Origin of the sequence: Candidatus Erwinia haradaeae (assembly GCF_900698925.1) — a bacterium.
GTDB lineage: Bacteria > Pseudomonadota > Gammaproteobacteria > Enterobacterales > Enterobacteriaceae > Erwinia_E > Erwinia_E haradaeae_I.
Genome location: NZ_LR217713.1, coordinates 294,694 through 319,410 on the forward strand (window position 1 = coordinate 294,694; position 24,717 = coordinate 319,410).

Sequence of the window (24,717 nt, forward strand, 5' to 3'; positions counted from 1 at the left end):
TAAAATTAAAGAAAAAGTTTGTATATCTAGATATTAATATCATTCAAGAGCTTATAGCTTTATTGTTAAATCTGAATTAGAATCATAAATATAGTTAATAAAAAATTACGAATCTTTTAATTAAGATGAAATGATTTTTCAAATATCAAAGTTGTTAACTCATAGTTTGTAGTTGATTTTTACTAGATTTAAATATTGTTTACAAATAGGAAGTAAGTCATATTTTATTAATTTTTGGATATTCAATCGAGATGGTGGAGAGAGATAGGTTTCTATCATTTTTTTTGCTAGAGAGTTGGTATTTAATTCTGTCAGCGCTCTATCTTCTCCGGCTTCTGTCAAAATTTCCTTCGGCCCTCCAGGGCAGCATGTGCTAATAACAGGTGTTCCGCACAGTAACGCTTCTACAAGAACATTGCCAAAACCTTCGCTGTCTGAACTTAGGATTAGCATAACTGCATTTTTAATTAAAGGGTAAGGGTTATCTTGAAATCCAGTGAGTATAACTTTTTTTGAAATATTCAGTTTTTCTATGAGTTCTGTGATTTTTTTGACTTGTTTTGTGTTTCCTGTACCAACTAGAACCAGGAGAGCTGGTATATTTGATTGCGCATAAGCTTCAAGCAATCGATCATGACGCTTAGTTGGATGAAATCGTCCTACATGTATCAAGTATGGTTTTGGTGGTAGATTACAATCTTTATTAGACTGATTCAGAATGTAACTAATGTTAAATGGATTATTAATTATAGCTAGTTGATTGGGTAAAATAGAGAAATTGTATATTAAATCTTCTTTGATAGCTTTAGAGACTGCTAAAATATTTTTTCCTCGGTATACTTTCATAATTTTTCTTTTTTTGATCCATCGGCTAAATCCGTATCGATGGTTTAAATAAGATGTTGATAGCATGCTATGTACACAGTACCATATTTTTTTATCAGAAAGTAAATTAGCAGAGGATACTATACGGTCAGTTTGGTGTAGGTGGGAAAAAATTAAGTCGAATTGGCCTTCATTCTCTTCTTTTTTTTGAATAATTTGCCTGAGCTGATATGCCTTTTGTTGAGATTTTGTTAATAATCTTAGCCAAGAAAAAGAATGGTTTAAAGTTTCCACAACTTGATATCTAACTCCTATTGGAATTGGATAGTGACAAATATTGCGTAATGATAATAGACTAATCTCATGTCCTAATATTCTCATTCCTTGACACAGAGTGAGAACTACTTTCTCTGCTCCTCCACCGGGAAGACCATCAATAATCATTAAAATGCGCATAAGTTAGTCCATCACTGTTTGATAAAGAGATATTAGTTTTTGAGTTAGTTGATCAGAAGAAAGTGATATAGTTTTTTTCCGTATATAGTTGCTTATATGGCTATCATATGTCGACGGAGGGAGATTCATAATGGCGTCTCTAATTGAAGGAATGTTAAGTGCATCACAAATATAGCCTGTTTTACCAGATTGAACAAATTCTTTACCCCCACAAGTAGTGGAGGTGATAATTGGTAAACCACAAGCCATCGCTTCAAGAATCACATTGGGACCGGGGTCGTACAGAGATGGCAGAATGAGTCCGTCTGAAGCTTGATACCATTGGCACATATTATGTTGTATGCCAACAAACAGAATACGGTTAGTACAGCCAAGCTCATTAGCTATTTTTTTGTATTTTTCTTCTTTTTTATCCCTGCCAATCACAATGAGATAGTAGTGTGTCATTGCTACTGCATGGATTGCATATGCAAGTCCTTTACGTTCAAAACCAGAACCAACATAGATGAGTATACGCGCCTGTAATGGAAGGTGGAGTTGTTTTCGAATATTGATTTTTTCTTGTTCATTAGCAGGAATAAATCGTTTAGTATTAATAGAATTATAAATAACGTGAATTTTATTACTAGTTAAACCAAATCTTTCAATAATTTCTTTTTTTATCATTTGTGTATTGCATATGACTGCCCTAAGTTCTGGTGCTTGGTACATTTTATTTTCAGCTTCCATAATATAATTATGGTATTGACTGCTAAGTAGTATTTTTTGTCGCCATTTAGGTAGTGTGCGACAACGTTGTTCTAACCAGATTTGATGTATACCGTCTCCTGCGCGATATATGTGACATCCCGAAATCCTTTCATGACTCTGAATAAGATTAAAGTGTTCTCGTTTCCAGAGTGTACGAGCGGCTTTTGCAAAGCCTCGTTCTCGGCTAATACGCCCTAATTTAATTGGATTACATGGATGAAAAGTTGAGTGTGTGAGATATTTTTTCGGCCATTGTCGTGCAATGATATGTAGATTGAGTTTTTTAAGTCCTGAGGCTTCTAGCATGCTAGTAATAAAATGTTCTGCCCCACCATCAAAGCGATGTTGTTGTCTAACGATTGCAAGGTGTATATTCTTCATATTTATTATTTTAGTGTATCATTTAGTGTTGATGTGATATAGAAGTTAAGATATTGTTTTGATTTTGTAGAATGGATAGGTTTTAGATTAGGTGGAGTCATTACGTCTTATTGATTAAGATTGATTTCTAAGTTGATGAATTCAACGCACCATAGTATTAGTGTTCAGTCAGATAAATTATAATATATTATATTTTCAATAATTGAGGTTGTTATTAATTAGAAAAATTGGTTGTGATAAAAAGATGATTTTTTAAATCAGTTATTTTCTATTTTAACGCACAGTAGGTATCAGAGATAGGATATATTTGATTTGTAAGATAATGTTCATTAATTTTAAGAATTATTTAGACTGTTACTCAGAGGATCGAGTGTCACAGAATATTTTATATTAAAAGGTCTTTAAAGATTAAAAAACAATTTTTTTATTCTTTTGATTCAGGAACTAATACTATCGAGAACAATATTCGTTCTCCCTGGATCTTTGTAAGAATGTTTATAGAATAAGTAGACATATCTTAGATTGAATATAATGTATTTTCGATGTTATATGGTCATGAAGATATCTTAATGTTTGAATGTTTGCGTATAATAGGTTCAACCTTAGAATTTTAATTATTCATGGAAATAAACTCTATAAATTAATATAAACTCGGTATTGATTTGATAGGATTTATCTCAGTTATAAGATATTTTTATGCAGACTTATGTTTACATAAGATATGTTTTTAAATCGCAAACAGTTAATATTATAAGTATAGTTTTGTTAAAAACCTCTCGGTTTCTAGGAAAGAAGAATATGTCAAGAGGTTCAGATTTTATTAATTTATATGATGTCTTTCGTGTCTTAATATTGAGGGAATAGTACGAAATGGGTTATAGTTTTCGAGCTGGTCAACCTGCTCGACAAAGTGATCTGATTAATATTGCGCAATTAATTTCTCAGTATTATCTTTTTCATCCTCAATTAGGTAATATAGATCATGCAGTCAAATTTGGCACCTCTGGTCATCGTGGTAGCGCTGTGCGGTATAGTTTTAATGAGACGCATATTTTAGCTATTACGCAAGCTATTGCTGAAGAGCGCAGAAAAAAAGGTATAACCGGGCCTGTTTATGTAGGAAAAGATACGCATGCTTTGTCAGAGCCAGCAATGTGTTCAGTATTAGAGGTTCTCGTTGCTAATGGTGTGAATGTTATTTTACAAAAGGAAAACGGTTATACACCTGCGCCTGCTATTTCTCATTCTATCATTGAACATAATAAGCGAGGTAGTTTAAAAGCTGATGGGATTATCATTACCCCTTCACATAATCCACCCGGAGATGGTGGAATTAAATATAATTTACCAAATGGTGGGCCCGCTGATAGTCAATTTACAAAAATATTAGAAGTCCGTTCTAATTTTTTGATTCAGGATCAATTAAAAGAAGTACAACGCTTGCCTTTTGATCAGGTATGGGCAAGTGGTTATTTGGAGGAAAAGGATATACTTCAGCCTTATGTTGAGGGTTTATCAAAGATTATTGATATTCCGTCAATTCAGAAGGCTAATTTAAAGATAGGTGTCGATCCTTTGGGCGGATCTGGCATTAAATATTGGCAGTATATTGCAGATTTTTACCAAATTGATTTAACTGTTGTTAATGATTCGATTGACCAAACATTTCGTTTTATGCATCTTGATTATGATGGGGTTATTCGGATGGACTGCGCATCAAAACCTGCTATGGCAGGTTTATTATCAGTACGTAATCAATTTGATATATTATTTTCTAATGATCCAGATTATGATCGTCATTGTATTATTACTTCTGATGGAATGATGAGTGCCAATCATTATCTTGTAGTAGCTATTCATTATTTATTTCGCCATCGGCCTTTATGGGGGGAAAGTCTTGCTGTAGGAAAAACGGTAGTCTCCAGTAGTGTGATAGATCGCGTAGTTCATGATTTAAATCGTCAGCTTATAGAAGTTCCAGTTGGGTTTAAATGGTTTGTCGATGGCTTGTCTAATGGAACCTTAGGTTTTTGTGGTGAAGAAAGTGCAGGTGCTTCATTCTTATGCTTTGATGGACGACCATGGTCAACTGATAAAGATGGTATCATCATGTGTTTATTAGCAGCAGAAATTATGGCGGTTACTGGTAAAAATCCTCAACAATACTACAATGAGATTGTTAATTTCTTTGGTGAATTTAGTTATAATTGTTTACAAATTCCTGCTACATCGATACAAAAAAAAATTTTATCAGAATTATCACCTGATATGATCAGGTCTGATGTGTTAGCGGGTGATCTAATTATTAATAGTATAGTCATTGCGCCTGGAAATAATGAGGCAATTGGCGGCCTAAAGGTTATGACTAAGAACGGTTGGTTTGTATTACGTCCATCTGGTACTGAAGATTTTTATAAAATCTATTGTGAAAGTTTTATTGGAGAGGATCACCGAAGAATAATAGAAGAAGAAGCGCGTGATATCGTTAGATCTCTGTTGCATTCTGCTGGATAAAATAATGAGGAAGTAATTGGTAAGATAATTGTTATAGTGATCGTTTTGTATAATTTAATTACTAATTTTTTTAATTTTTTAGAATGTTTATATCAATAAAATGGTTCTAGTCACTTAATTTTTATACGTGGATTATTTTAAGATCACTTTTATAAATAAAATAGATCTTAAAATAAATAATAGCGTTAACAAGGAAGTTTTGAACGACTCAGATCTCTATATTATTTTTAAGGTATCAGCATATAAAATGCTTAGTTTTAGTAAAGAAAAAGCGAGTAGTTATATTAATCTATATCGTATAAAAGTATTTTTGTGGAATTTTATAAAATTTTACTTATAGGTAAAAAGTAAAAATTATTTATTAATATTACTCTACAATGTATTTTTTATAGAAGATTTATTAGAAAAAGAGATAATAAAAATTATTTTTTTATGGGTGCAATATTTTATGTTAATTGATAGTGATAATTTAATATACTGATATTAGATTTAGTCTAAGAGTTTTTCCAGTTGTTTTATTACAGTAATATACACTGGATTAATAGATGTGTTGTTTTTATTAATTTAGGTCTGGTTTTATAATGGATTGTAGAGCCTAATTATATATTATTAGGTAATAATTTTATAGGTCATGATTTTCAATTATATTGAATTTTTTTATTAATCGGCAGTTATGACTTAAATAATTAGATAATTATGGAGTTCTTGGATATTAATAGTTTTGTTGTTCTCCTTATTAGGAATTGTTGTTTTATCAGATAAATAAATAATAAATTTTAGTTATAAATTTTAGTTATAAATGACAGAGAATATATGTAATGGATATATCGTTTTTCGTATGAGAAGATCATTAATAGTGCTAATGGGACATGTTTTCTGACAAAATCAACTTGTTTTATGATTATGAATCATTGAGAAATAGAGTCCATAAGAATGAATCGTATCTATATTGTTTTAATACGAGGCATGTAATTATAGGTATTCATTTTTTCAAATATTTTAGTTCTTATAGAAATAGTGTAGCGTGTTTCAACGCTTATAAATATTGTGTTATACGATATTGCATCTCTTGTTTTCTAAAATAACTTGCATTTACATTTATACATGAGTTAACGTTATTTTTTATATTGAGGTGTAAGAAGTTTCAGGATATCGTCCGCAATAATTGATATAGTTATGAACTATATAAACATGATTTATAATTACATATTATATTAATATTTTTGATAAAAATTTAACATAGTAGCAAAATGTAAACTTGTAGCATATTGAGTTGGTGCGATAAATCTTGTAATAATTATTTATTAAATAATAGATATTATTAATTAATGATCTCTATGGTTTTTTTTAACCATGCCCTAAAATCATTTCCAAGTGTTTGATGATTTATTCCAAATTCAACAAAAGCCTTCATATAACCCAGTTTATTACCGCAGTCATAGCTCTTTCCTTTTAGATGGTATGCCTCAATTTTTTCTTTTTCTATTAGCATTGCAAGTGTATCGGTGAGTTGGATTTCATTATTAGAGCCAATAGGTGTTTTAGATAGCAAAGGCCAGATTTCTTTGGAAAGTACATAACGTCCTACTACTATAAGATTTGATGGTGCTTTGTCTTCTTCAGGTTTTTCTATTATATCCACTATAAAAGTTCTGTCACCTGGGTTTAATTTCGTTCCTCCACAATCCACTACACCATAGGATGTGACATCCGTCATTCGTTCAACCATAATTTGACTGTATCCCGTCTTATTAAATACTTCAATCATATTTGCTAGGTTATCTTTTGATAAATCTGATTCATGTTGACTTAGGATAACATCGGGAAGAATCACCACGACCGGATTGTATCCAATGACTGGCCATGCGCAACTTAAGGCATCTCCAAGTCCTTTAGTGAGTTTCTGACGAACCTGAATAATATTAATATATTTAGGACAGATAGAGTAAATTTCTTCTATTAGTTTTTTTTGAATTTGCTGTTCCAGTGTAGTTATTAATTGCAAATCAGAATCAAAATGATTTGCGATAGAAAATTTAGATGTATTTGTCACTAGAACAATATCATTGATACCAGAAGAAACGCACTCATTTACGATATATTGAATAAGTGGTTTATCAACTAATGGTAGCATTTCTTTTGGCATTGCTTTTGTAGCAGGGAGCATGCGCGTTCCTAATCCAGCAGCTGGAATAACTGCTTTGATTCTTTTTTGACTATATTGAGACATGGTACTTACTCTTTTTAACTTATTTGAAATTTTATCATCTTTTAAAGGATACAGACAATATACATAGAATTTGGATTATGACTATTATCCTTATAGATTGTTGATTAGGTTTAGAGTTTCTTTGATTTGTGTTAGATAAATATGACTTAGATTATGCGTGATCATTATTATTTTATTTTGGAGTATAATTATAAAAGAGTCTAGCTTGAGTGTTTCTATAGTGAATAGAATTGAAATTCTATAAAATTTGGTTTGCTATTAGACACCAGATATTGTCATACTATAGTAGTAATGACATTCTTTCTAAATGATTTAAGAGTTTTCGAATAGTATAAGATACTTTAAAAGTATTTATTTTTTGTTTATAGACGAAGAGCATATGATTAAAATATGAGTATGAGTATTTATTAAATATAAATATCTATTCTAATAATTAAGGAGATAATAAATGAGTATTGTTGAAAAAATTCAGAGACAGATTTCTGAGAACCCTATTCTGTTATATATGAAAGGCTCGCCTCGATTACCAAGTTGTGGTTTTTCGGCTCAAGCTGTTCAGGCTCTAGAAGCATGTGGAGAGCGTTTTGCATATATAGACGTCCTGAAAAATCCGGATATTCGTTCTGAGATGCCAAAGTATGCCAATTGGCCAACGTTTCCTCAGCTATGGATTAATGGTGAATTGTGTGGAGGTTCTGATATTATCATAGATATGTTTCAGAGCGGTGAGCTGCAAAAGTTAATTAAAGATACCGTTCGCCAGAGAACTTCTTCTCTAGAAGAATAGAGAAGAATTTCATTCTATAGATCATTTAATTCTAAATTATATTTTAGTTTTATCGAAAATTACACAAAATAATATCATTATTGAGTATATAATATAATTGAAAATGTAATCATGGTAAGCGAAACACATGCAGTCTGTTTAAGGGATGATTATTGAATTGGGTTTTAATAATGTAATCTTATTGTTATGATGAAGAGTGATATGAATGTAAGAGATTGATCGTACTAAATAGATATGTTTTAACATGAGTTTTATATAATTAAAGTATAGTCAATTGATTGAATGATATTAATTATTAAGGAAGAAAAAGATCTTCAGAACAGTATTTTTTATAGTATCACGCTTCTTTAATAATAAGAGATTTGTATTAATATAGATTATATTATTAGTATTTTTAATACAACTAAATAGGATTAGAGGACTGTGGTTAGTCGATGTGGGAGGCGTGTGATCTTTTTTGATCTCGATGGTACGTTACATCGAGAGGATATGTTTGGTTCTTTTATATTATGGCTTCTATGGCGTCAACCGTTAAATTTTTTTTTACTCATTTTTATTTTTCCTATACTGGGATGCATTTTTTTAGTACAAGGTTATTCATCGCGATGGTTGACAAGTTTTCTTCTTTGGTCTATTACGTTTGGACACAGTGAATCAACTCTGGCGAAGAGAGAAGAAGAGTTTGCTAATTGGTTTAGGAAGTATCTCACTCCTTTTCCAAAAGTACAAGCACATCTAATGCAGCATATTTCTTCGGTAGACACTGAAGTTTGGTTAATTACTGGTTCACCTAGACGTCTCGTAGAGATCGTATATGGTAATTCTTATTTTTTGCCTCGAGTCAAACTTCTTGCGAGCCAGATGGTAAGGTTTTGTGGGGGAAGGGCGCTCTTAGTTCGTTGTGTAGGGTATGAAAAAGTATTGCAGTTGGAGTTAATTCTTGGTAAACCTTTAAACATTAACATTGGTTATAGTGATAGCAAAATGGATGATCCTTTATTATTTTTTTGTCGAAATGCTTTCCGCATCTCTTCATCAGGGGAGTTAACTAAGATTAAATAACTAAACTATGGATATTACAATGAATTATACTATTTTTATATAAAATAAGTCCTTCTGTTTTTAAAAGTGTAGATCTTTGTATTCTGTATGGTTCTTATTATCGTATTTTACATATCATCATATTTAGATTTGTGCGATATTTCTGATTATTTTTGGATATGATATTTTATCATGTTGGGTGATTTAGTAAATAACTTATAATAATATATTGTTTATTTTATTATATTCATGTTTATGACGTCTTCGTGTCATTATAATTATGTTTAATTTTACTGATATCTTATAAGAACACTTTTAGTATAAGATTTTAACTAGTTAGTAATTTCTTTAATTCTTCTGATACATGTAATTAATGTTATCTTTTTTTTAATTAAAAAAGAGATTTTACTTCTAAGGTAGGAGTTGGTTTTTGATATAGCGATTTAATTTGATGAGATTGAATGAATACTATATGAATTCTAATTATATGATAATTTTTTATGAAGATCAGCAATATTAAATAATATAATTCAGATATTAATTGAATAGAGCTGCGTGCACTATAGACATAGTATTTAGGGTAATTTATGTACAAATTGATGAGACATATTATAGAACATCTCTTCAACTGTGATTAAGATTTTTATTTTAATATCAAGGACAGAACTAATTTATGAAGGCGTGTCTACAAGGTTTGCAGAGCATCTAATCGGTGGGAGTTCTTTGTGTGATTGTTATTGATATATGATAGGCTCTGATTAATAAAGGTGTTTCTATACTAATATTAATGATTATTGTATAATATCGTATAAAATGGTTCTTTTTTTATTAAGAGATCAATCATAATCTATTTTGTCTGTCTTTGATTCAAAAATTAGGTTGAGCTCATAGGAGATGTTGATATTCAAGTTTTATAGGTCAGTTAATCTCTTTTTATGGTTTTTAAAGAAATTAGAAACTGTGACAAGTGGATGGATTATATTCTTAAGAAGGAGTATATTAATTTTTATAAAGTACTATATTAGATGAGTGTATTCATAGCAATGTGACTTGTTAACAAATGTTATTGTTGTTGAAATAAATTAATATTTATTTTCAGAAATATTTATTTCTTTATTCATGAATTACATTGATTAGATAATAGCAGAATGAAACTATTAAATTCATTTTAGAATGAAAATTCTATCAAGTTATTCAAGAAATAGATTGTCTGTTATCATTTTTATAATAGATTATACTAAGAATTTTTTAGATTAGATAGAAAAGTGGGTTTATAAGTTCTATCTTTATAGAAGATAAATAAACATAATTTTGTTATTATTTTATCTAATTATATGAGAGATGATTCATATCAATGGAAAAAATTTATATACATCAAGTTATTTATTAGTTGATTCATAACTTTGTCGAAAGCATGTTTAGAATCTTTAATGTTTGGTCTAGAAGAAGGTGCGACATGATATTACAATTTGTTATGTAATCTGCTCTTATTAAAATAGTAATATGTGGATTAAGGTAAAATTTTCTTGTTTTTTGATCTAGTAAGTAAATTGATTCTGTATTTTTTATTTTCAATCACAATATTGCATTAAAATAAAATATATTCAACTTACAATAATGCTATAATTTTATGTGAGTTTCGTGGGGATCTTCAATAGGACGAATGTTAATTTCCTATCTATGGAATAAAATTTTATATGTATAGGAACGTTTAGTTATTTTAGAGGTGGTGAGTTTTTTGTGAGTTATTGATTTTTTTAGGAATAAAGAGATCAGTTGTAATGTTGATATATTTCGTCAGACTTGAGAATTAGATTTACATATATATTTCATATTGTGATCAGATAATAGTTAGTCTATTTTAAGCTTTATTTATTATAGTTGAATTAATAATGTCATTATAAGGAAAAGATATGTTTATATTATACATAACTGATTAGTAGAATTATACATAGACAGAGTACAAAGATATTCTATATAGAATTATAGACCTTTAGTCTTAGTATAGGATGGTTGAATCTTGATATATTAAATAATATTTAATATTTGAGCTAATTTATCGAGTGAGATTAAATATCCCTAAGGTCATATTCAAAGATATTGATTCATGTTATGAATTAATCGTAATAAGGGTATGAAGAAAATAATTATAGATATCTATATTATTCATTTAGTTTTCTTTTATATCAGTTGGTTTATGAGAATTCGTTATTAATCAATTATAAGATATTCGATGAGTGTGTAATGATAGTTAATATCAGGTCTGCGACAATATATTGTATCTGATTAACTAATTTTGATAAACTTATAGTTTTTTAAAGAGGTTGTGTTTAATTTATGTTGGATTGGCGTAAGCTATACTATAATTTATGGAAATTTTGTATAAGAATTTTAGTAAAAAGCACAGTCATTCCCGATGATCCAATATCTGAACTGGGTATCGATATATCTCAACCAGTGGTATATGTCTTATCTGATGAGTCACAAGTTGATTTATATACATTGCAAATGCTCTGTAGTAAGAAGAATCTTCCTGATCCATTAGGAGAATGGGGGTTTGATGATAAGAATATACCACATGTTGTATTTATGCATAAAAAAAAAGTCTCTTTCCTTGTCTTTGCCAATCTGTAGATTTAGTAAGTTTTTTGCATTATGCTATTGGCCTAAAGCATAAGAAGCCTGAGATTAATATTCAAATTGTGCTTGTTTCTATAATATTTGGTCGTTCTTTACTTAGAGAACGAAAGAATAAGAAAGGTGTGCCTTCTTATGTAATTTTAAATAGTATATATAAATTTTTAATTATATTGTTTGTAGGTCGTGATAGTTTTATTCGTTTTTCGAGATTAGAATTACTTAATTATGTTATGATGAACAGTCAGAAAAAAGCACAGGACTCTAAGGTTCTGATAAGAGAAGTTCGTATGCATTTTTTTCGTCATCTTCTAGTTATGGTGGGGCCGATTTTACCAGTTCGAAAGAATTTATTTCATAAATTATTGGAATCGAGAGCAATAAAAAAGGCTATAGACGATGAGTCCCACAGTAAACAGATCTCTAAAGAGAAAGCAAGAAAGCATGCTGCGAGTTTTATAAAAGAAATAGCTTCTAATCCATCTGATTTGGCTCTGTATTTTACTTCGCGTATTATGAAATGGGCGTGGAGACGACTCTATGAAAAAATTAATATTACAGGGGCTGAGCGGATACGGTGCTTAGCGCAAACTGGAAATGAGTTAGTATATGTTCCTTGTCATCGAAGTCATATCGATTATCTTCTTCTCTCCTATGTTATTTATAATCAGGGATTAGTTCCGCCTCATATTGCCGCTGGTATTAATCTTAATTTCTGGCCAGTTGGTTTTCTTTTCAGGCGCTTGGGTGCTTTTTTTATTCGTCGTACTTTCAGGGGTAATAAGCTTTATTCTACGGTTTTTCGTGAGTATTTAAGCGATCTTTTTACTCGTGGAGCTTCAGTGGAATATTTTGTTGAAGGTGGGCGCTCACGTACGGGTTATTTGTTAAATCCAAAAACTGGTATTTTATCTATAACCATACAGGCTATGTTACGTGATGGTCACCGCCCCATTGTTTTTGTGCCGATCTACATTGGTTACGAACATGTTTTAGAATCTCAGACTTATGCTGATGAATTACGTGGAACTACTAAAAAAGAAGAAGGAATTTTATCCATTATACGAGGATTGTTTCGTTTGCGCAATCTTGGTCAGAGCTATGTTAATTTCGGTGAGCCGCTTTTATTAACAGAATATTTAACTCATCAAGTACCAAATTGGCGTAAAAATATTAGTTCGCTAGAACCTCAACGACCAGTGTGGTTAACTGCAATAGTTAATGAGATTGCGCAAAAAATTATGATACGCATTAATAATGCTGTAGTTGTGAATGCAATCAATTTATGTGCAACTGCTTTATTGGCTTCGCGTACGCATTCTTTATCTCGTCAACAATTGATGAATCAGATTGATTGTTATATGAATCTTTTACGAAACACATCTTATTCTTCTGAGTTAACATTACCAACAATGACATCACGACAGTTATTGGATCATGCGTTAAAAATGGATGAATTTAATGTATTTCAAGACAGCGAAGATGACATTATCACGTTGAAACCTACACAAGTAGTATTGGCTACTTATTATCGGAATAATATTTACCATATTTTAGTCATACCCGCATTAATTGCGTCTCTGCTCATCAATAAGAGAGTGGTCAGCTGTCTTGATCTTCTTCAACATATAAGTGTAATTTATCCTATTATTAAAAGTGAATTATTTCTTCGATGGGATGTTAATAACCTATCTACAGTATTAGATAGGTTCATTGTTGAAATGGAACGACAGGGTTTGTTAATAGAAGAAAAAAATTTTTTGCGATTAAATCCAGATTCTTTTCATATTTTACAGCTCTTGGCGGAAGGGAGTCGTACTATAGTACAACGTTATGCTATTGTTTTTTATCTTTTGAGTATTTGTTCTACAATTAATCGTGGTATGTTAGAAGAAAAGAGTCGTATTATAGCACGACGTTTATCTATTGTATCTGGTATTAATTTTTTAGAGTATTTTGATCAGCTAGCTTTTAGTTCCTTAGTGTTAACTTTACGCAATCAAGGTTACATTCAAGATTCAAGTTATCCTGATTGCGTACGAGCGCGAAAGACTTATCAGTTATGTTTGGATTTAGTGGACGAGAACATACGAATTGTTATTGAACATACATTAAGAGATTTGTAGCTATATTAGCTAGTTAGACTAAAAGCGATACGAAATGAGTTTCAGGATAATGTGTTCTATAGTGTTCTGTATAGTCTATTAGATATTCAGAAGAACTCAGGATTAATTTAAGAATGTTATAAAGTGATATACAGTGAGGTGTTAAGCGATGTGTTCAAACATTTAGAGCAAATGGGGATAGTATGAGATTTTTGGTTACAGGAGCAGCTGGATTTATTGGGATGCATGTTACTCAATCCCTTTTAAGCGCAGGTCATGAGGTGGTCGGAATAGATAATTTAAATAATTATCATCATGATATGACATTAAAAATAGATCGCTTGTCTACTATTGGCAATTCAGATAACTTTACCTTTATTAAATGTGATATAGCTAATCGTGAGGTAATGGAAAATTTATTTCGAGATCACGGTTTTCAACGTGTTATTCACCTTGCCGCTTATGCGGGTGTTCGTAACTCTCTATTCGATCCTGTTTCATACGTTAATTCTAACATCTTAGGGTATTTAAATATTTTAGAAGGTTGTCGTTACAATAAAGTAGAACATTTGTTATATGCTTCGTCCAGTTCAGTATATGGTCTTAATGATGATATGCCATATAAAATAGATGGTGACACCACTCATCCAATCTCTTTTTATGCTGTTACTAAAAAATCTAATGAGTTAATGGCTCATAGTTACTCCTATTTATATGGGATTCCTACAACTGGTCTTCGATTTTTTACTGTATATGGACCGTGGGGGCGTCCCGATATGGCGTTATTTAAATTTACCAAAGCAATCCTGTCTGGTGAAAAAATCGATGTCTACAATTATGGTAATATGAAACGTGATTTTACGTATATTGATGATTTAGTTACCTCTGTGATGGCTTTACAAGACATAATTCCAACAAATAGAGGTATAGATCTAGTTACTAAAGATGTGGGTTATCTTTCTAACAGATGTGTACCTTATCAGATTTATAACATTGGTAATAGTGAACCTGTAAGTTTAATTTCTTATATTCATGCTCTAGAAAAATCATTGGGACGGGTAGCAGATAAGAATATGATGCCTATTCAGGCTGGAGATATGCTTGGAACACATGCTGATATTAGTTTATTAGTAAAAGTGCTGGGCTCTGTATCTCACACTTCAGTAGAAGTAGGTGTGTCACATTTCGTTTCATGGTATAATCATTATTATAACAATATGCAATAGATTTTTTTTATTATTGTTTATTCAGCATCACATGTATGTACCAAGTATTTAAGAAGAACAAATATTAGTCTCATATGTTATAGAATGTTCATTTAATTGGTTAAATAAACACGATGAATAATGAAAATATTTTCAGATTAGATTGTATTTTAGTATCGTGCAAATGAAGTATGTCAGATTTTATTTGGAGTAGGTTTTTAAGAATAAAACGTTCTCAAAACATATATGAGGTTGATCAAAGTTGTTTTTTTGTTAGATCTTTTACTGTGCACACTAGCTTCAATGTATTTACTTATCTTGCTAATACAATTTTATTTATATAAATATATTTTATAATTATATTATATTACTGTTTCAGTAATCCAGTTTGATAGGATTTTTCTCTTTATTTTAGTTAAGATGAATGAGTTATGATAACATGAGTATGTTATTTATCACTTGATCTGATTATTTTTGCAAAAGAAGTTATTGATATCACTAGAGGTGAATATAGTAATAGAGGGTATATATTTTGTAATACATAAAAATATTAAAGGATTTTAGTTAGTATGGGTTAGATTCTCACTTGAATATCTAGTAAAATAACTTGAATGGATTGTAATAGGATCATTTAAAGGTTGCAGTGATTCAATACAGATATTAGTAACTTCTATAGTGAACCATTCTACGTTATTCTACTTAAAGGTTCATTGATAATATTTTTAATAGAGATTTTGTTAGATTCCATTGTGGAATATTTTTAGATATATATGTAGTCATTGATATAATATGATTATAGAAAATTTTCTATTGCTCTAAGTTAATTAAGATTAACTAGAACCAAGTACTTATTAGATGACAATATTTTGATATGATATGATTTTTTATTAATGAGTTATGATGTTTGTAGGATCAAATTACAGGTTATAGGTTCTAGTTGATAAAGAATCTTCTAGAATTATCTTTATTAGAACATTCTTTTGAGTTGATCCAATTAAATTTAATTTAGTACTTTGTAAGACAAAACACTCAGATCTGCGCTTCTTTTCTAGTTTTATTTTTCTTGATTAATTATTTAGATAATAAGTCTAGTAGTGTCTATCTATTAGAGATAATTAGAATGAGATTCTAAAAGCTGTTTAGTAAGGAATAATTTTCTTCTAAAGAAAAAAATTAAGAAGCATGTATTTGGCATGAAGATTAGGTGATGTTGATCTATCTCATATTTCTTTAATTTGATTCAGAAGATTAATAGTTAGGTATTAGTTATAGTCATCTTTTGCACTGTTCTTTCTATTTTAAAATTACGCTCAGTTTTAAAAAAAAGAAAAAAGTAGATTGGGAATTTTAATATTAAGTTATTAAATTTTTATATATTTTACATATGTTTCATGGGAAAATTTTATATTCATTTTTATTAATAATTGATTTAAAAATTTGAATCTATATATCAATAGTGATAGTTTGATTTTAGTTTATTAAAACTAGAATTCATTGCGCATTATTATTTAACTTTTATTTTCTATAGCAGCGTTCGATTGGTAAGACTATATAAATTACATTAAGTTTATACAGATAATTTTTTTGAAAGTGAAGACAATTTATATACAATTATTATTTTTATATTGTTTTCGTTTTGATGCGATGAGTTAATTACGGTATACTATTATAGATCACTAAATATCTGCTTAAATATTATTCTAAGAATGAAGAAAAATATTTACGTGAGTATATTAGATTTTATGAAGAAATTATGATGATTCGATTCTATATTGTCTGTAAGTTTGAAGAATATTAATTTGATTAATTTTTACTTTTAAAAAAGATTATAGAATTAATTTTTTATTTATAGTTAAGATATTTACATAAGGTGGTTTCGATTACCTTAGATATAGTTGTTTTATTTGATAATATTGGTATTTTAAATTATATGAAAATATTCATATGAGTGTGTTTTATAGAAAATAGATAAAGATATTTAATTTATAATTTTATGTATCTAGTTATAGTACAATATATTTTTAGTCGTATTGATAGCTAACTTTATAAGTTAGGTATAGATTTATATTGTGATTTTATCAAAGGAGGTTGGTGATACTTAAGATCATAATAGTAATATATGAATCTGAATTTATTCAGATTAGGTGTATTGTGATGTAATAGATCTTTGTCTGATTTTTTTAAAAAATGATCTAGATTCAGGGTTGATATTATGAGTGACAAAGTTTATATGGCTCGCGCTTTAGAATTGGCTTATCGCGGTCGGTTCACCACTGCACCAAATCCAAATGTTGGATGCGTTTTAGTCCGTAATGATTCTATTGTTGGAGAAGGTTATCATCAGTATAGAGGTGGTTTACATGCAGAAGCTCATGCTTTACTTATGGCCGGTGAAAAAGCAAGAGGAGCTACCGCTTATGTAACTCTTGAGCCATGTACTTATTATGGTTGCACCCCACCTTGTTGTGATGCTCTGATTCTTTCTGGAATCATTCGGGTTGTTTTTTCTATGAAAGATCCAAATCCAAGAGTATCGGGAAGAGGTATGTATCGATTACAACAGGCAGGTCTAAATGTTTCTGAGGGGTTAATGGCGCTGGAAGCAGAAAAAATAAATCGTGGTTTTCTTAAACGGATGCGTCAGGGTTTGCCTTGGATACAATTAAAATTAGGCGCATCATTGGATGGGAAAACCGCCATTGCCAATGGAGAAAGTCAGTGGATTACATCCAAGGAATCAAGATCTGATGTACAGAATTTACGCGCGCAAAGTTCAGCAATTCTTACTACGAGTACTACTGTTATAATGGATAATCCAGAATTAACTGTGCGTTACAAGGATCTGGATTCTTCTACGTCCGAGTTATATCCAGTACAGAGGTTTAGGCAACCTATTCGTGTAGTTATTGATAATAACAATCGTATTACTCCTCAGCATCGCATTATTGATCAACCTGGAGAAACTTGGTTGGTACGCACTAAATACAATCAGTTAGATTGGCCTAATAATGTTAAAAGGTTAGATGTAAAATATTATAAAAATTGCCTGAACTTATATTCTATGTTTTTAGAGCTTGGATCTAAACAAATAAATGTAATTTTAGTAGAATCTGGAGCAAAATTTGCTGGTGCATTATTAAATGCACAGTTGGTAGATGAGTTAATTGTTTATCTGGCTCCTAGATTAATAGGAGATACTGGACGTAGTTTATGTGAAATACCACAATTAAAGAGACTTAAAGATGCTCTAGCTTTTAATTTTAATGATATTTGTCGGATTGGTCCTGATATCAAGTTAATTTTGACACCACATATTGTTATTCCTAAAATTAAATCGATTGGCGAGTAGTCCAGTATAATGATTTTTTTCGTTCTGTTTAATCAACTGTGGAAGAAAGAGTATGAATCTTATTGAAGCTGATATTATTGCCCCAGATGCTCGTATTGTTGTAGTGATTGCCCGGTTTAATAATTTTATCAATGATTGCCTTCTGAGTGGTGCTATTGATGTATTAAAACGTATTGGGCAAGTCCAGGATGATTATATAACTGTAGTATGGGTTCCAGGTGCTTATGAACTTCCATTAACGGCTAAAGTTTTGGCTAAATCCGGAAAGTATGATGCAATTGTAGCTCTTGGAGCGGTGGTTAAAGGAAAAACTTCCCATTTTCAGTTTGTAGCGAATGCAGTTAGTTCAGGATTGGCTCGTGTAGCTGTGAGTAGTGAGATTCCGGTTGCTTTCGGTGTTCTCACAACTGAGAATACCGAACAGGCTATAGAGCGTGCTGGTATGAAAGAAGGTAATAAGGGTGTCGAGGCTGCTATCACGGCTCTTGAAATGATTAATATATTACAATTCATTAAGAATTGATTCAGGAGAGAGCTCAGTGAATCCTTCTTCTCGCCGTCGCGCTAGAGAATGTGCGGTACAGGCGCTATATGCGTGGCAAGTATCTAATAATAATATGTCAGAGATTGAGTACCAGGTTTTGGAAGAGCAAAATATTAAAGATATTGATATTATTTATTTTCGTGAATTAATTAATGGTATTGTCATGTACAATGCTCAGTTAGATAGATTAATCAAGCCGCATTTATCCCGTGATTTGGATGATTTAGGATTAGTAGAGAAAGCTATATTGCGTATTGCATTATTTGAATTACACAAGCGTTCGGATGTGCCTTATAAAGTAGCGATTAATGAAGGTATAGAGCTTGCAAAAGTCTTTGGGGCACAAGATAGTCATAAATTTATTAATGGAGTATTAGATAAGGTTTCGTTACAGATTCGTGAGAATTTTATATGATTTATTACTTCTTATCATTAGGCTCATTTTAAATTCTGGAGGCCTGCACATGGACACTAGTGAATCTCAAGTAATTTCACGTTATTTTGATCGTACTTTTTTTGTTCAAAAAGATGTAGAAACGGGAATTGGGGATGACTGTGCATTGGTTAACATGTCAAGGAATCATACATTAGCTATCAGTACTGATACATTAGTAGAGGGTGTTCATTTTTTACACAACATCAGTCCTTATGATCTGGCTTATAAAGCATTAGCTGTTAATTTAAGTGATTTAGCTGCAACAGGTGCAGAGCCTGTATGGTTAACATTATCAATAACACTACCTAACGTAGATCATGAGTGGTTACAGGTTTTTAGTGACAGTCTCTTTGAGTTTTTATCTTTATATAAAGTACAGTTAATTGGTGGTAACACAACACGAGGTCCTCTAAGTATAACATTAGCTGTTTATGGCATAGTTCCAAAAGGATATGCGCTTAAACGGAGCGGGGCGTGTATTGGTGATTGGATTTATGTTACAGGTACTTTGGGTGATAGTATAGCGGGTTTGTTATTATTGCAGAACCAAGTATCAATTGATAATTCAATGATTCAGGATACACTTATTCAACGACATTTAAGACCAACTCCTCGAGTGGTACAGGGTCAAGCATTACGCTATTTAGCTAGTTCTGCTATTGATCTTTCAGATGGTCTCCTTTCCGATCTGCGTCATGTTCTTAAGGCTAGTGATTGCGGCGCACGTATTGATTTGAATTCTGTGCCTATTTCCCCTGAACTAAGAGATTATTTTCCATCTTCTAAGGTTCTTAAGTGGGCACTTAGTGGTGGAGAAGATTATGAGTTATGTTTTACTGTATCTACTAAAAATCGATTAGAGTTAGATGTTGCACTAGGAAGATATGGAGTAGACTGTACTTGTATTGGTCAAATTGTTCCAAAAACTGAAGGTTTAACTATTTTGGATCATGACAAGCCAGTGGATATCCTTTTGCGAGGGTTTGATCATTTTATAAATGTTGATCTAAAATAGATGTTTAATCTATTATTTATTTTTCGATTTAGCGATTTTAAAGTATATTTTGTGATTATTCAGACTAATAATATTATAATTGAAATTATAATTTAATTTTTTATATATTAGGTATTTTCATGTAAGTTTCGTTACAATTTTAGATTGTATCGTAAACATAATATACTACATTAGTGGTTTTTAGATGAGAATTTCAAAAATATATAATGTTTATATTAATCATAGGATTTATCAATATCCTTATATTTATGTTGATATTATAACGCTTTAACTATTTTCTTTACATTTAATAATTAATTAATGAGTTAGTATTAAAGAAGTAATAGTATCGTATGAGAGTTTTTTTGGTTTCATTCTTAACAAGTCATATCATCTTCTATTCTGTGTATCAATTAGACATAAAAAACTAGAATTAATGTATTATCTGAAGATAGTTTTTATGCATTTATCTTAATTTTTAAACATTATTCTTTATTGTTCATTTATTGATTTTAAAAATAAAATTAAAGACGTCAATGATATATAAAAAGTCACAGAGATTCAAAAATGATTAATTATTTTAAATTATTTAGATTATGCATGACAGTTACTCTATAGGATTAGCCTATAATGGATAGGTTATGCATATAGGGACGAAGAGCTATAGGAACTTCAATTCTACCATCTTCTTGCTGATAATTTTCTAGAACTGCCATTAGAGTGCGTCCAACTGCTAAACCAGAACCGTTGAGAGTATGTACTAGTTGTGTTTGTGTTTTTTCTTTAGATCGATAGCGCGCCTTGATGCGACGAGCTTGAAAGTCTCCCATATTTGAACACGAAGATATTTCGCGATAAGTAGATTGTGAAGGTAACCATACTTCTAAGTCGTAAGTTTTATTCGAGCTAAAACTCATATCCCCAGTGCATAATAATACAGTGCGATACGGTAGGTTTAGTAGTTGGAGTACTGTTTCAGCGTGTTGGACTAATTCATCTAGTGTATCCATAGAATCTTCAGGACGAGTGATTTGTACTATTTCTACTTTATCAAATTGATGCATACGAAGCAGTCCGTGTGTATCACGACCATAGGAGCCTGCTTCTGATCTGAAGCAAGGGGTGTGTGCAGTCATTTTTAACGGCAGGTCTGACTCTTGTAGGATTTCATCACGTATTAAATTGGTTATTGAGACTTCAGATGTTGGAATGAGTGCATATTTTTGGTCAATATTTTTTTCATTTAATGGTGCAATATAGAATAGATCTGAATCAAATTTTGGTAACTGACCAGTACCAATAAGACTAGTTTCATTAATTAGATAAGGAACATATAATTCTTGATAACCGTGTTTTTCGGTATGAAGATTTAGCATAAACTGGCTTAGAGCGCGATGCATGAGAGCTATTTGACCTTTCATTACTATAAAGCGTGAACCTGTTATTTTGGCTGCGGCACCAAAATCTAAACCTTTAGATAATTCACCTAATTGAACATGGTCGCGTATAGAAAAATTAAACTCCCTTGGTTGACCCCAGCGTCTTATTTCTTTATTACTATTGCTATTGTGGCCTTCTGGGACTAAGTCATCAGGAATATTTGGAACAGACATTAATATCTTATTGATTTTAATAAGAAGTGTATCGAGTTCTTTTTTAAGTATTTCGAGACGTATAGATACCAGATGAACTTTTTGACATAATTTGTTTACATCTTCTCCGCGTAACTTTGCTTGTCCAATATATTGAGACTGGGTATTTCGTTGTGCTTGAAGTTCTTCTGTTTCAATTTGTAATTTTTTTCGTTTTTCTTCGTATTGAAGTATTGTTGGAATATCTAGATTATAGCCTCTTCGTGCTAATTTTTTAGCAACTAAGTATGGTTGATGACGCAGAAGATTTAGATCTAGCATATTTGTCCTGTTAATGATTATAAAATAAAGGATAATGTATTGATTTTGTAAATGTGATATAGATATTTTGAGCATCTTAGATTCTATAGAGATACTTTAGCAAGCATGTGTATTTATTATAAGGTATTAAGGTTCATAATAAGGACATCACAGGATAGAAGTAATGTCGAATAATAGTTTTTATGTTCGATTGCAGTTTATTTCTTTTTTGACTACGATTTTTTGACTTTCTTGCATCTTTGATTGGGTCATTGAGTTGTTGGTGATTATGTATTGTTTATAACATAAAATATTGTGATAAAATCATCTAGTATAAAAACTTATTATTATATAATAATGTCAATATCATATGCATTGTATTGATAATATGAGGTCCAGAATAATAAGCTTAATATCTAGTGAAAATTTTTCTAAAAATTTATTAGAAAATAAAATAATCATAAATAAGAAGTATGATTATAATCATTGGTTAGATGTGATTGTAAAATAGGTTTAGTTTATGTTGTATAAATTGATGTATATTGGTTCGGTGTCATGATTGGTTTATCTGAATCTAGTTTGATGATATTGTTGATTTAAATATTGATGATTTATAGATATTGTGTGTGGATATATGCTTCAATTATTTGATTATATCAAATTAAAAGAATAGCAGGAATTAATAAGAATGGTTTTTTATTAGATTTTTATATAAATATTTTTAACAAAAATAACTTATATATTGTAGTCAGAGAGCTGGATTTCAGGAGGGGTTATATGAACAATATTTATTCACTAAATTATACTTTAAACGTAGTTTCAAGATATATAAAATAAAAGGGCGTTATTTGGTAATAGATTGTAAAGAAAAATAATTTTATTTATCTTGATCCTATCAAGATACGTAACATGCGTCGTAGTGGTTCGGCAGCACCCCATAGTAATTGGTCTCCGACGGTGAAAGCAGCTAAGTATGTTGGACCCATGTTGAGTTTGCGTAAACGACCAACAGGTGTGCACAATGTACCGGAAACCATTGCCGGTGTTAGCTCGCGTAAGGTTATGTCTTGTTCATTTGGAATGACTTTGACCCATTGATTATGCTCGGATAATTGTTGTTCAATATCTAAGAGTGGTATGTCTTGTTTTAACTTTAGAGTAAATGCTTGACTATGACATCGCAATGAACCAACTCGTACGCATATACCATCTATTGGTATTGTGTCTTTGGTATTTAATATCTTTTTAGTTTCAACTTGACTTTTCCATTCTTCTAATGTTTGACCTGTATATAAGTATGCATCAATCCATGGGATTATATTGATTGCTAGTGACACTCCGAAATTGTTGATAGGAACACTATTACAAGCAATATGTGTCATTTTTCGTTCTATATTTAAAATAGATGAGGATGGATTATGTATTTCTTTAGAAGTATTATTATACAATTCTCCCATCTGAACCAGTAATTCACGAACATGATTCGAGCCAGCGCCAGAAGCTGCTTGATATGTAGCTACGGATGCCCATTCTATGAGATTATTTGCGAATAACCCCCCTAGTGACATTAACATTAAGCTTACAGTGCAATTACTTCCAACAAATGTTTTAATACCAAGATTAAGACTATCATAGATCAGGTTATGATTGATTGGATCAAGAATGATGATTGCTTCTTTTCTCATGCGAAGAAGAGAGGATGAATCAATCCAATAACCTTGCCAGCCAGATTTTCGTAAACGTGGATAAATATCTTTGGTATATTCTTTACCATGACAAGTGATGATGATATCCATTGCTTTCAGTGTATCAATATCGTAAGCATTTTGAAGCGTGTTTGTTAATTTTCTTAATGGGAATGGTACTGTTTGACCTGCTTGGGAAGTAGAAAAAAAAACTGAATGAACTAGATCAAAATCATGTTCTTCTTTCATTCTCTGCATAAGAACTGACCCCACCATCCCTCTCCATCCAACAAAGCCTAGTGTATACATTTAGTTCCATTTTGTAAAAATCAATAATGTTGCATACGTAATTATTTTATAACATGATAACAGTTATGATAACATTTTGGTTGTATAGAAAGATAATGTTTAAATCTATTTTACATAGATTAAGTGATAGGAAAAATATTAGAATAATTTGTTTTTAGGAAAAACATAGGAGTAGTATCCTATACTAACATGATTTTATAATTATTTTTAAGTGATTTATCTTATAAATTGAGTATTTTATATAGCTCTACATGGTTAGGGTTCAATTATTTTATTAAATAATTTATATTATAGTATAGAAGGGTTGATTTTTTAATTTTTGCTTTTTAAAACATTAGTAAAATTTAATTTTCAATATAAATCATATAATTTTTATAATGTCTGAGATGTAAAAGATATGTTCTAGTCAAAATTATTTGTATATTTTTTTAGAACAAGTATGGGTGATCAAAAAAAGGGCAATAGATAAATATTATATATAGGATAGATAGGATAGGGTATAGATATTTATTGTAGTAATACAATCGAATTTTATAGATTATATTGATCTTAGGTATAGGATATTACAACACATATA

At 30.6% G+C, this 24,717-nt stretch carries 13 protein-coding genes and 1 pseudogene; 9 read left to right on the forward strand and 5 right to left on the reverse strand.

Annotation, left to right across the window (positions count from 1 at the left end; genetic code table 11):
- Positions 1-159: 159 nt before the first annotated feature.
- The gene (locus tag HACICURV3402_RS00865; protein WP_157992488.1) at positions 160-1,281 is read right to left on the reverse strand and encodes a glycosyltransferase; all 1,122 of its coding nucleotides are present in this window, start codon (positions 1,279-1,281) and stop codon (positions 160-162) included.
- A gap of 3 nt (positions 1,282-1,284) precedes the next feature.
- Complete coding sequence (locus tag HACICURV3402_RS00870; RefSeq protein WP_157992489.1) at positions 1,285-2,412, reverse strand: glycosyltransferase family 4 protein; 1,128 nt, start codon at positions 2,410-2,412, stop codon at positions 1,285-1,287.
- Between the two features lie 870 nt (positions 2,413-3,282).
- Between HACICURV3402_RS00870 and pgm the strand changes: the two genes are divergently transcribed.
- Positions 3,283-4,926 carry a phosphoglucomutase (alpha-D-glucose-1,6-bisphosphate-dependent) gene (pgm, locus tag HACICURV3402_RS00875; RefSeq protein WP_157992490.1) on the forward strand — a complete coding sequence of 548 codons (1,644 nt, stop codon included), beginning with the start codon at positions 3,283-3,285 and terminating at the stop codon, positions 4,924-4,926.
- 1,321 nt (positions 4,927-6,247) lie between these two features.
- Here pgm and galU read toward each other — a convergent pair.
- Positions 6,248-7,156, reverse strand: coding sequence for a UTP--glucose-1-phosphate uridylyltransferase GalU (galU, locus tag HACICURV3402_RS00880; protein ID WP_157992491.1), 909 nt, complete (start codon positions 7,154-7,156; stop codon positions 6,248-6,250).
- A gap of 448 nt (positions 7,157-7,604) precedes the next feature.
- On the opposite strand from galU, the gene HACICURV3402_RS00885 reads away from it, so the two are divergent.
- The 8 genes and pseudogenes from HACICURV3402_RS00885 (at position 7,605) to thiL (ending at position 20,275) form a co-directional block, all read left to right on the forward strand.
- Positions 7,605-7,943, forward strand: a complete 339-nt coding sequence (locus tag HACICURV3402_RS00885; RefSeq protein ID WP_157992492.1) for a Grx4 family monothiol glutaredoxin — start codon at positions 7,605-7,607, stop codon at positions 7,941-7,943.
- 423 nt (positions 7,944-8,366) lie between these two features.
- The gene (locus HACICURV3402_RS00890) at positions 8,367-9,005 is read left to right on the forward strand and encodes a haloacid dehalogenase-like hydrolase (RefSeq protein WP_269472377.1); all 639 of its coding nucleotides are present in this window, start codon (positions 8,367-8,369) and stop codon (positions 9,003-9,005) included.
- A gap of 2,316 nt (positions 9,006-11,321) precedes the next feature.
- A pseudogene (plsB, locus tag HACICURV3402_RS00895) lies at positions 11,322-13,747 on the forward strand (glycerol-3-phosphate 1-O-acyltransferase PlsB).
- Positions 13,748-13,929: 182 nt separating this feature from the next.
- On the forward strand, positions 13,930-14,952 hold the full coding sequence (locus HACICURV3402_RS00900) for an NAD-dependent epimerase/dehydratase family protein (RefSeq protein WP_157992493.1): 1,023 nt from the start codon (positions 13,930-13,932) through the stop codon (positions 14,950-14,952).
- 2,191 nt (positions 14,953-17,143) lie between these two features.
- Complete coding sequence (ribD, locus tag HACICURV3402_RS00905; RefSeq protein ID WP_157992494.1) at positions 17,144-18,280, forward strand: bifunctional diaminohydroxyphosphoribosylaminopyrimidine deaminase/5-amino-6-(5-phosphoribosylamino)uracil reductase RibD; 1,137 nt, start codon at positions 17,144-17,146, stop codon at positions 18,278-18,280.
- Between the two features lie 52 nt (positions 18,281-18,332).
- Entirely contained in the window at positions 18,333-18,803 is a 471-nt protein-coding gene (gene ribH / locus HACICURV3402_RS00910; RefSeq protein ID WP_157992495.1) for a 6,7-dimethyl-8-ribityllumazine synthase, read from the forward strand.
- 16 nt (positions 18,804-18,819) lie between these two features.
- Positions 18,820-19,239 (forward strand): transcription antitermination factor NusB, encoded by a 420-nt coding sequence (gene nusB / locus HACICURV3402_RS00915; protein WP_157992496.1) that lies wholly within the window; start codon positions 18,820-18,822, stop codon positions 19,237-19,239.
- Between the two features lie 49 nt (positions 19,240-19,288).
- Positions 19,289-20,275 carry a thiamine-phosphate kinase gene (gene thiL, locus HACICURV3402_RS00920; protein ID WP_157992497.1) on the forward strand — a complete coding sequence of 329 codons (987 nt, stop codon included), beginning with the start codon at positions 19,289-19,291 and terminating at the stop codon, positions 20,273-20,275.
- 599 nt (positions 20,276-20,874) lie between these two features.
- On the opposite strand, the gene serS is transcribed toward thiL, so the two are convergent.
- Both serS and asd read right to left on the reverse strand, forming a co-directional pair.
- On the reverse strand, positions 20,875-22,167 hold the full coding sequence (gene serS / locus HACICURV3402_RS00925; protein ID WP_157992498.1) for a serine--tRNA ligase: 1,293 nt from the start codon (positions 22,165-22,167) through the stop codon (positions 20,875-20,877).
- An 860-nt stretch (positions 22,168-23,027) separates the two neighbouring features.
- Positions 23,028-24,140 carry an aspartate-semialdehyde dehydrogenase gene (gene asd / locus HACICURV3402_RS00930; RefSeq protein ID WP_157992499.1) on the reverse strand — a complete coding sequence of 371 codons (1,113 nt, stop codon included), beginning with the start codon at positions 24,138-24,140 and terminating at the stop codon, positions 23,028-23,030.
- Positions 24,141-24,717 lie beyond the last annotated feature (577 nt).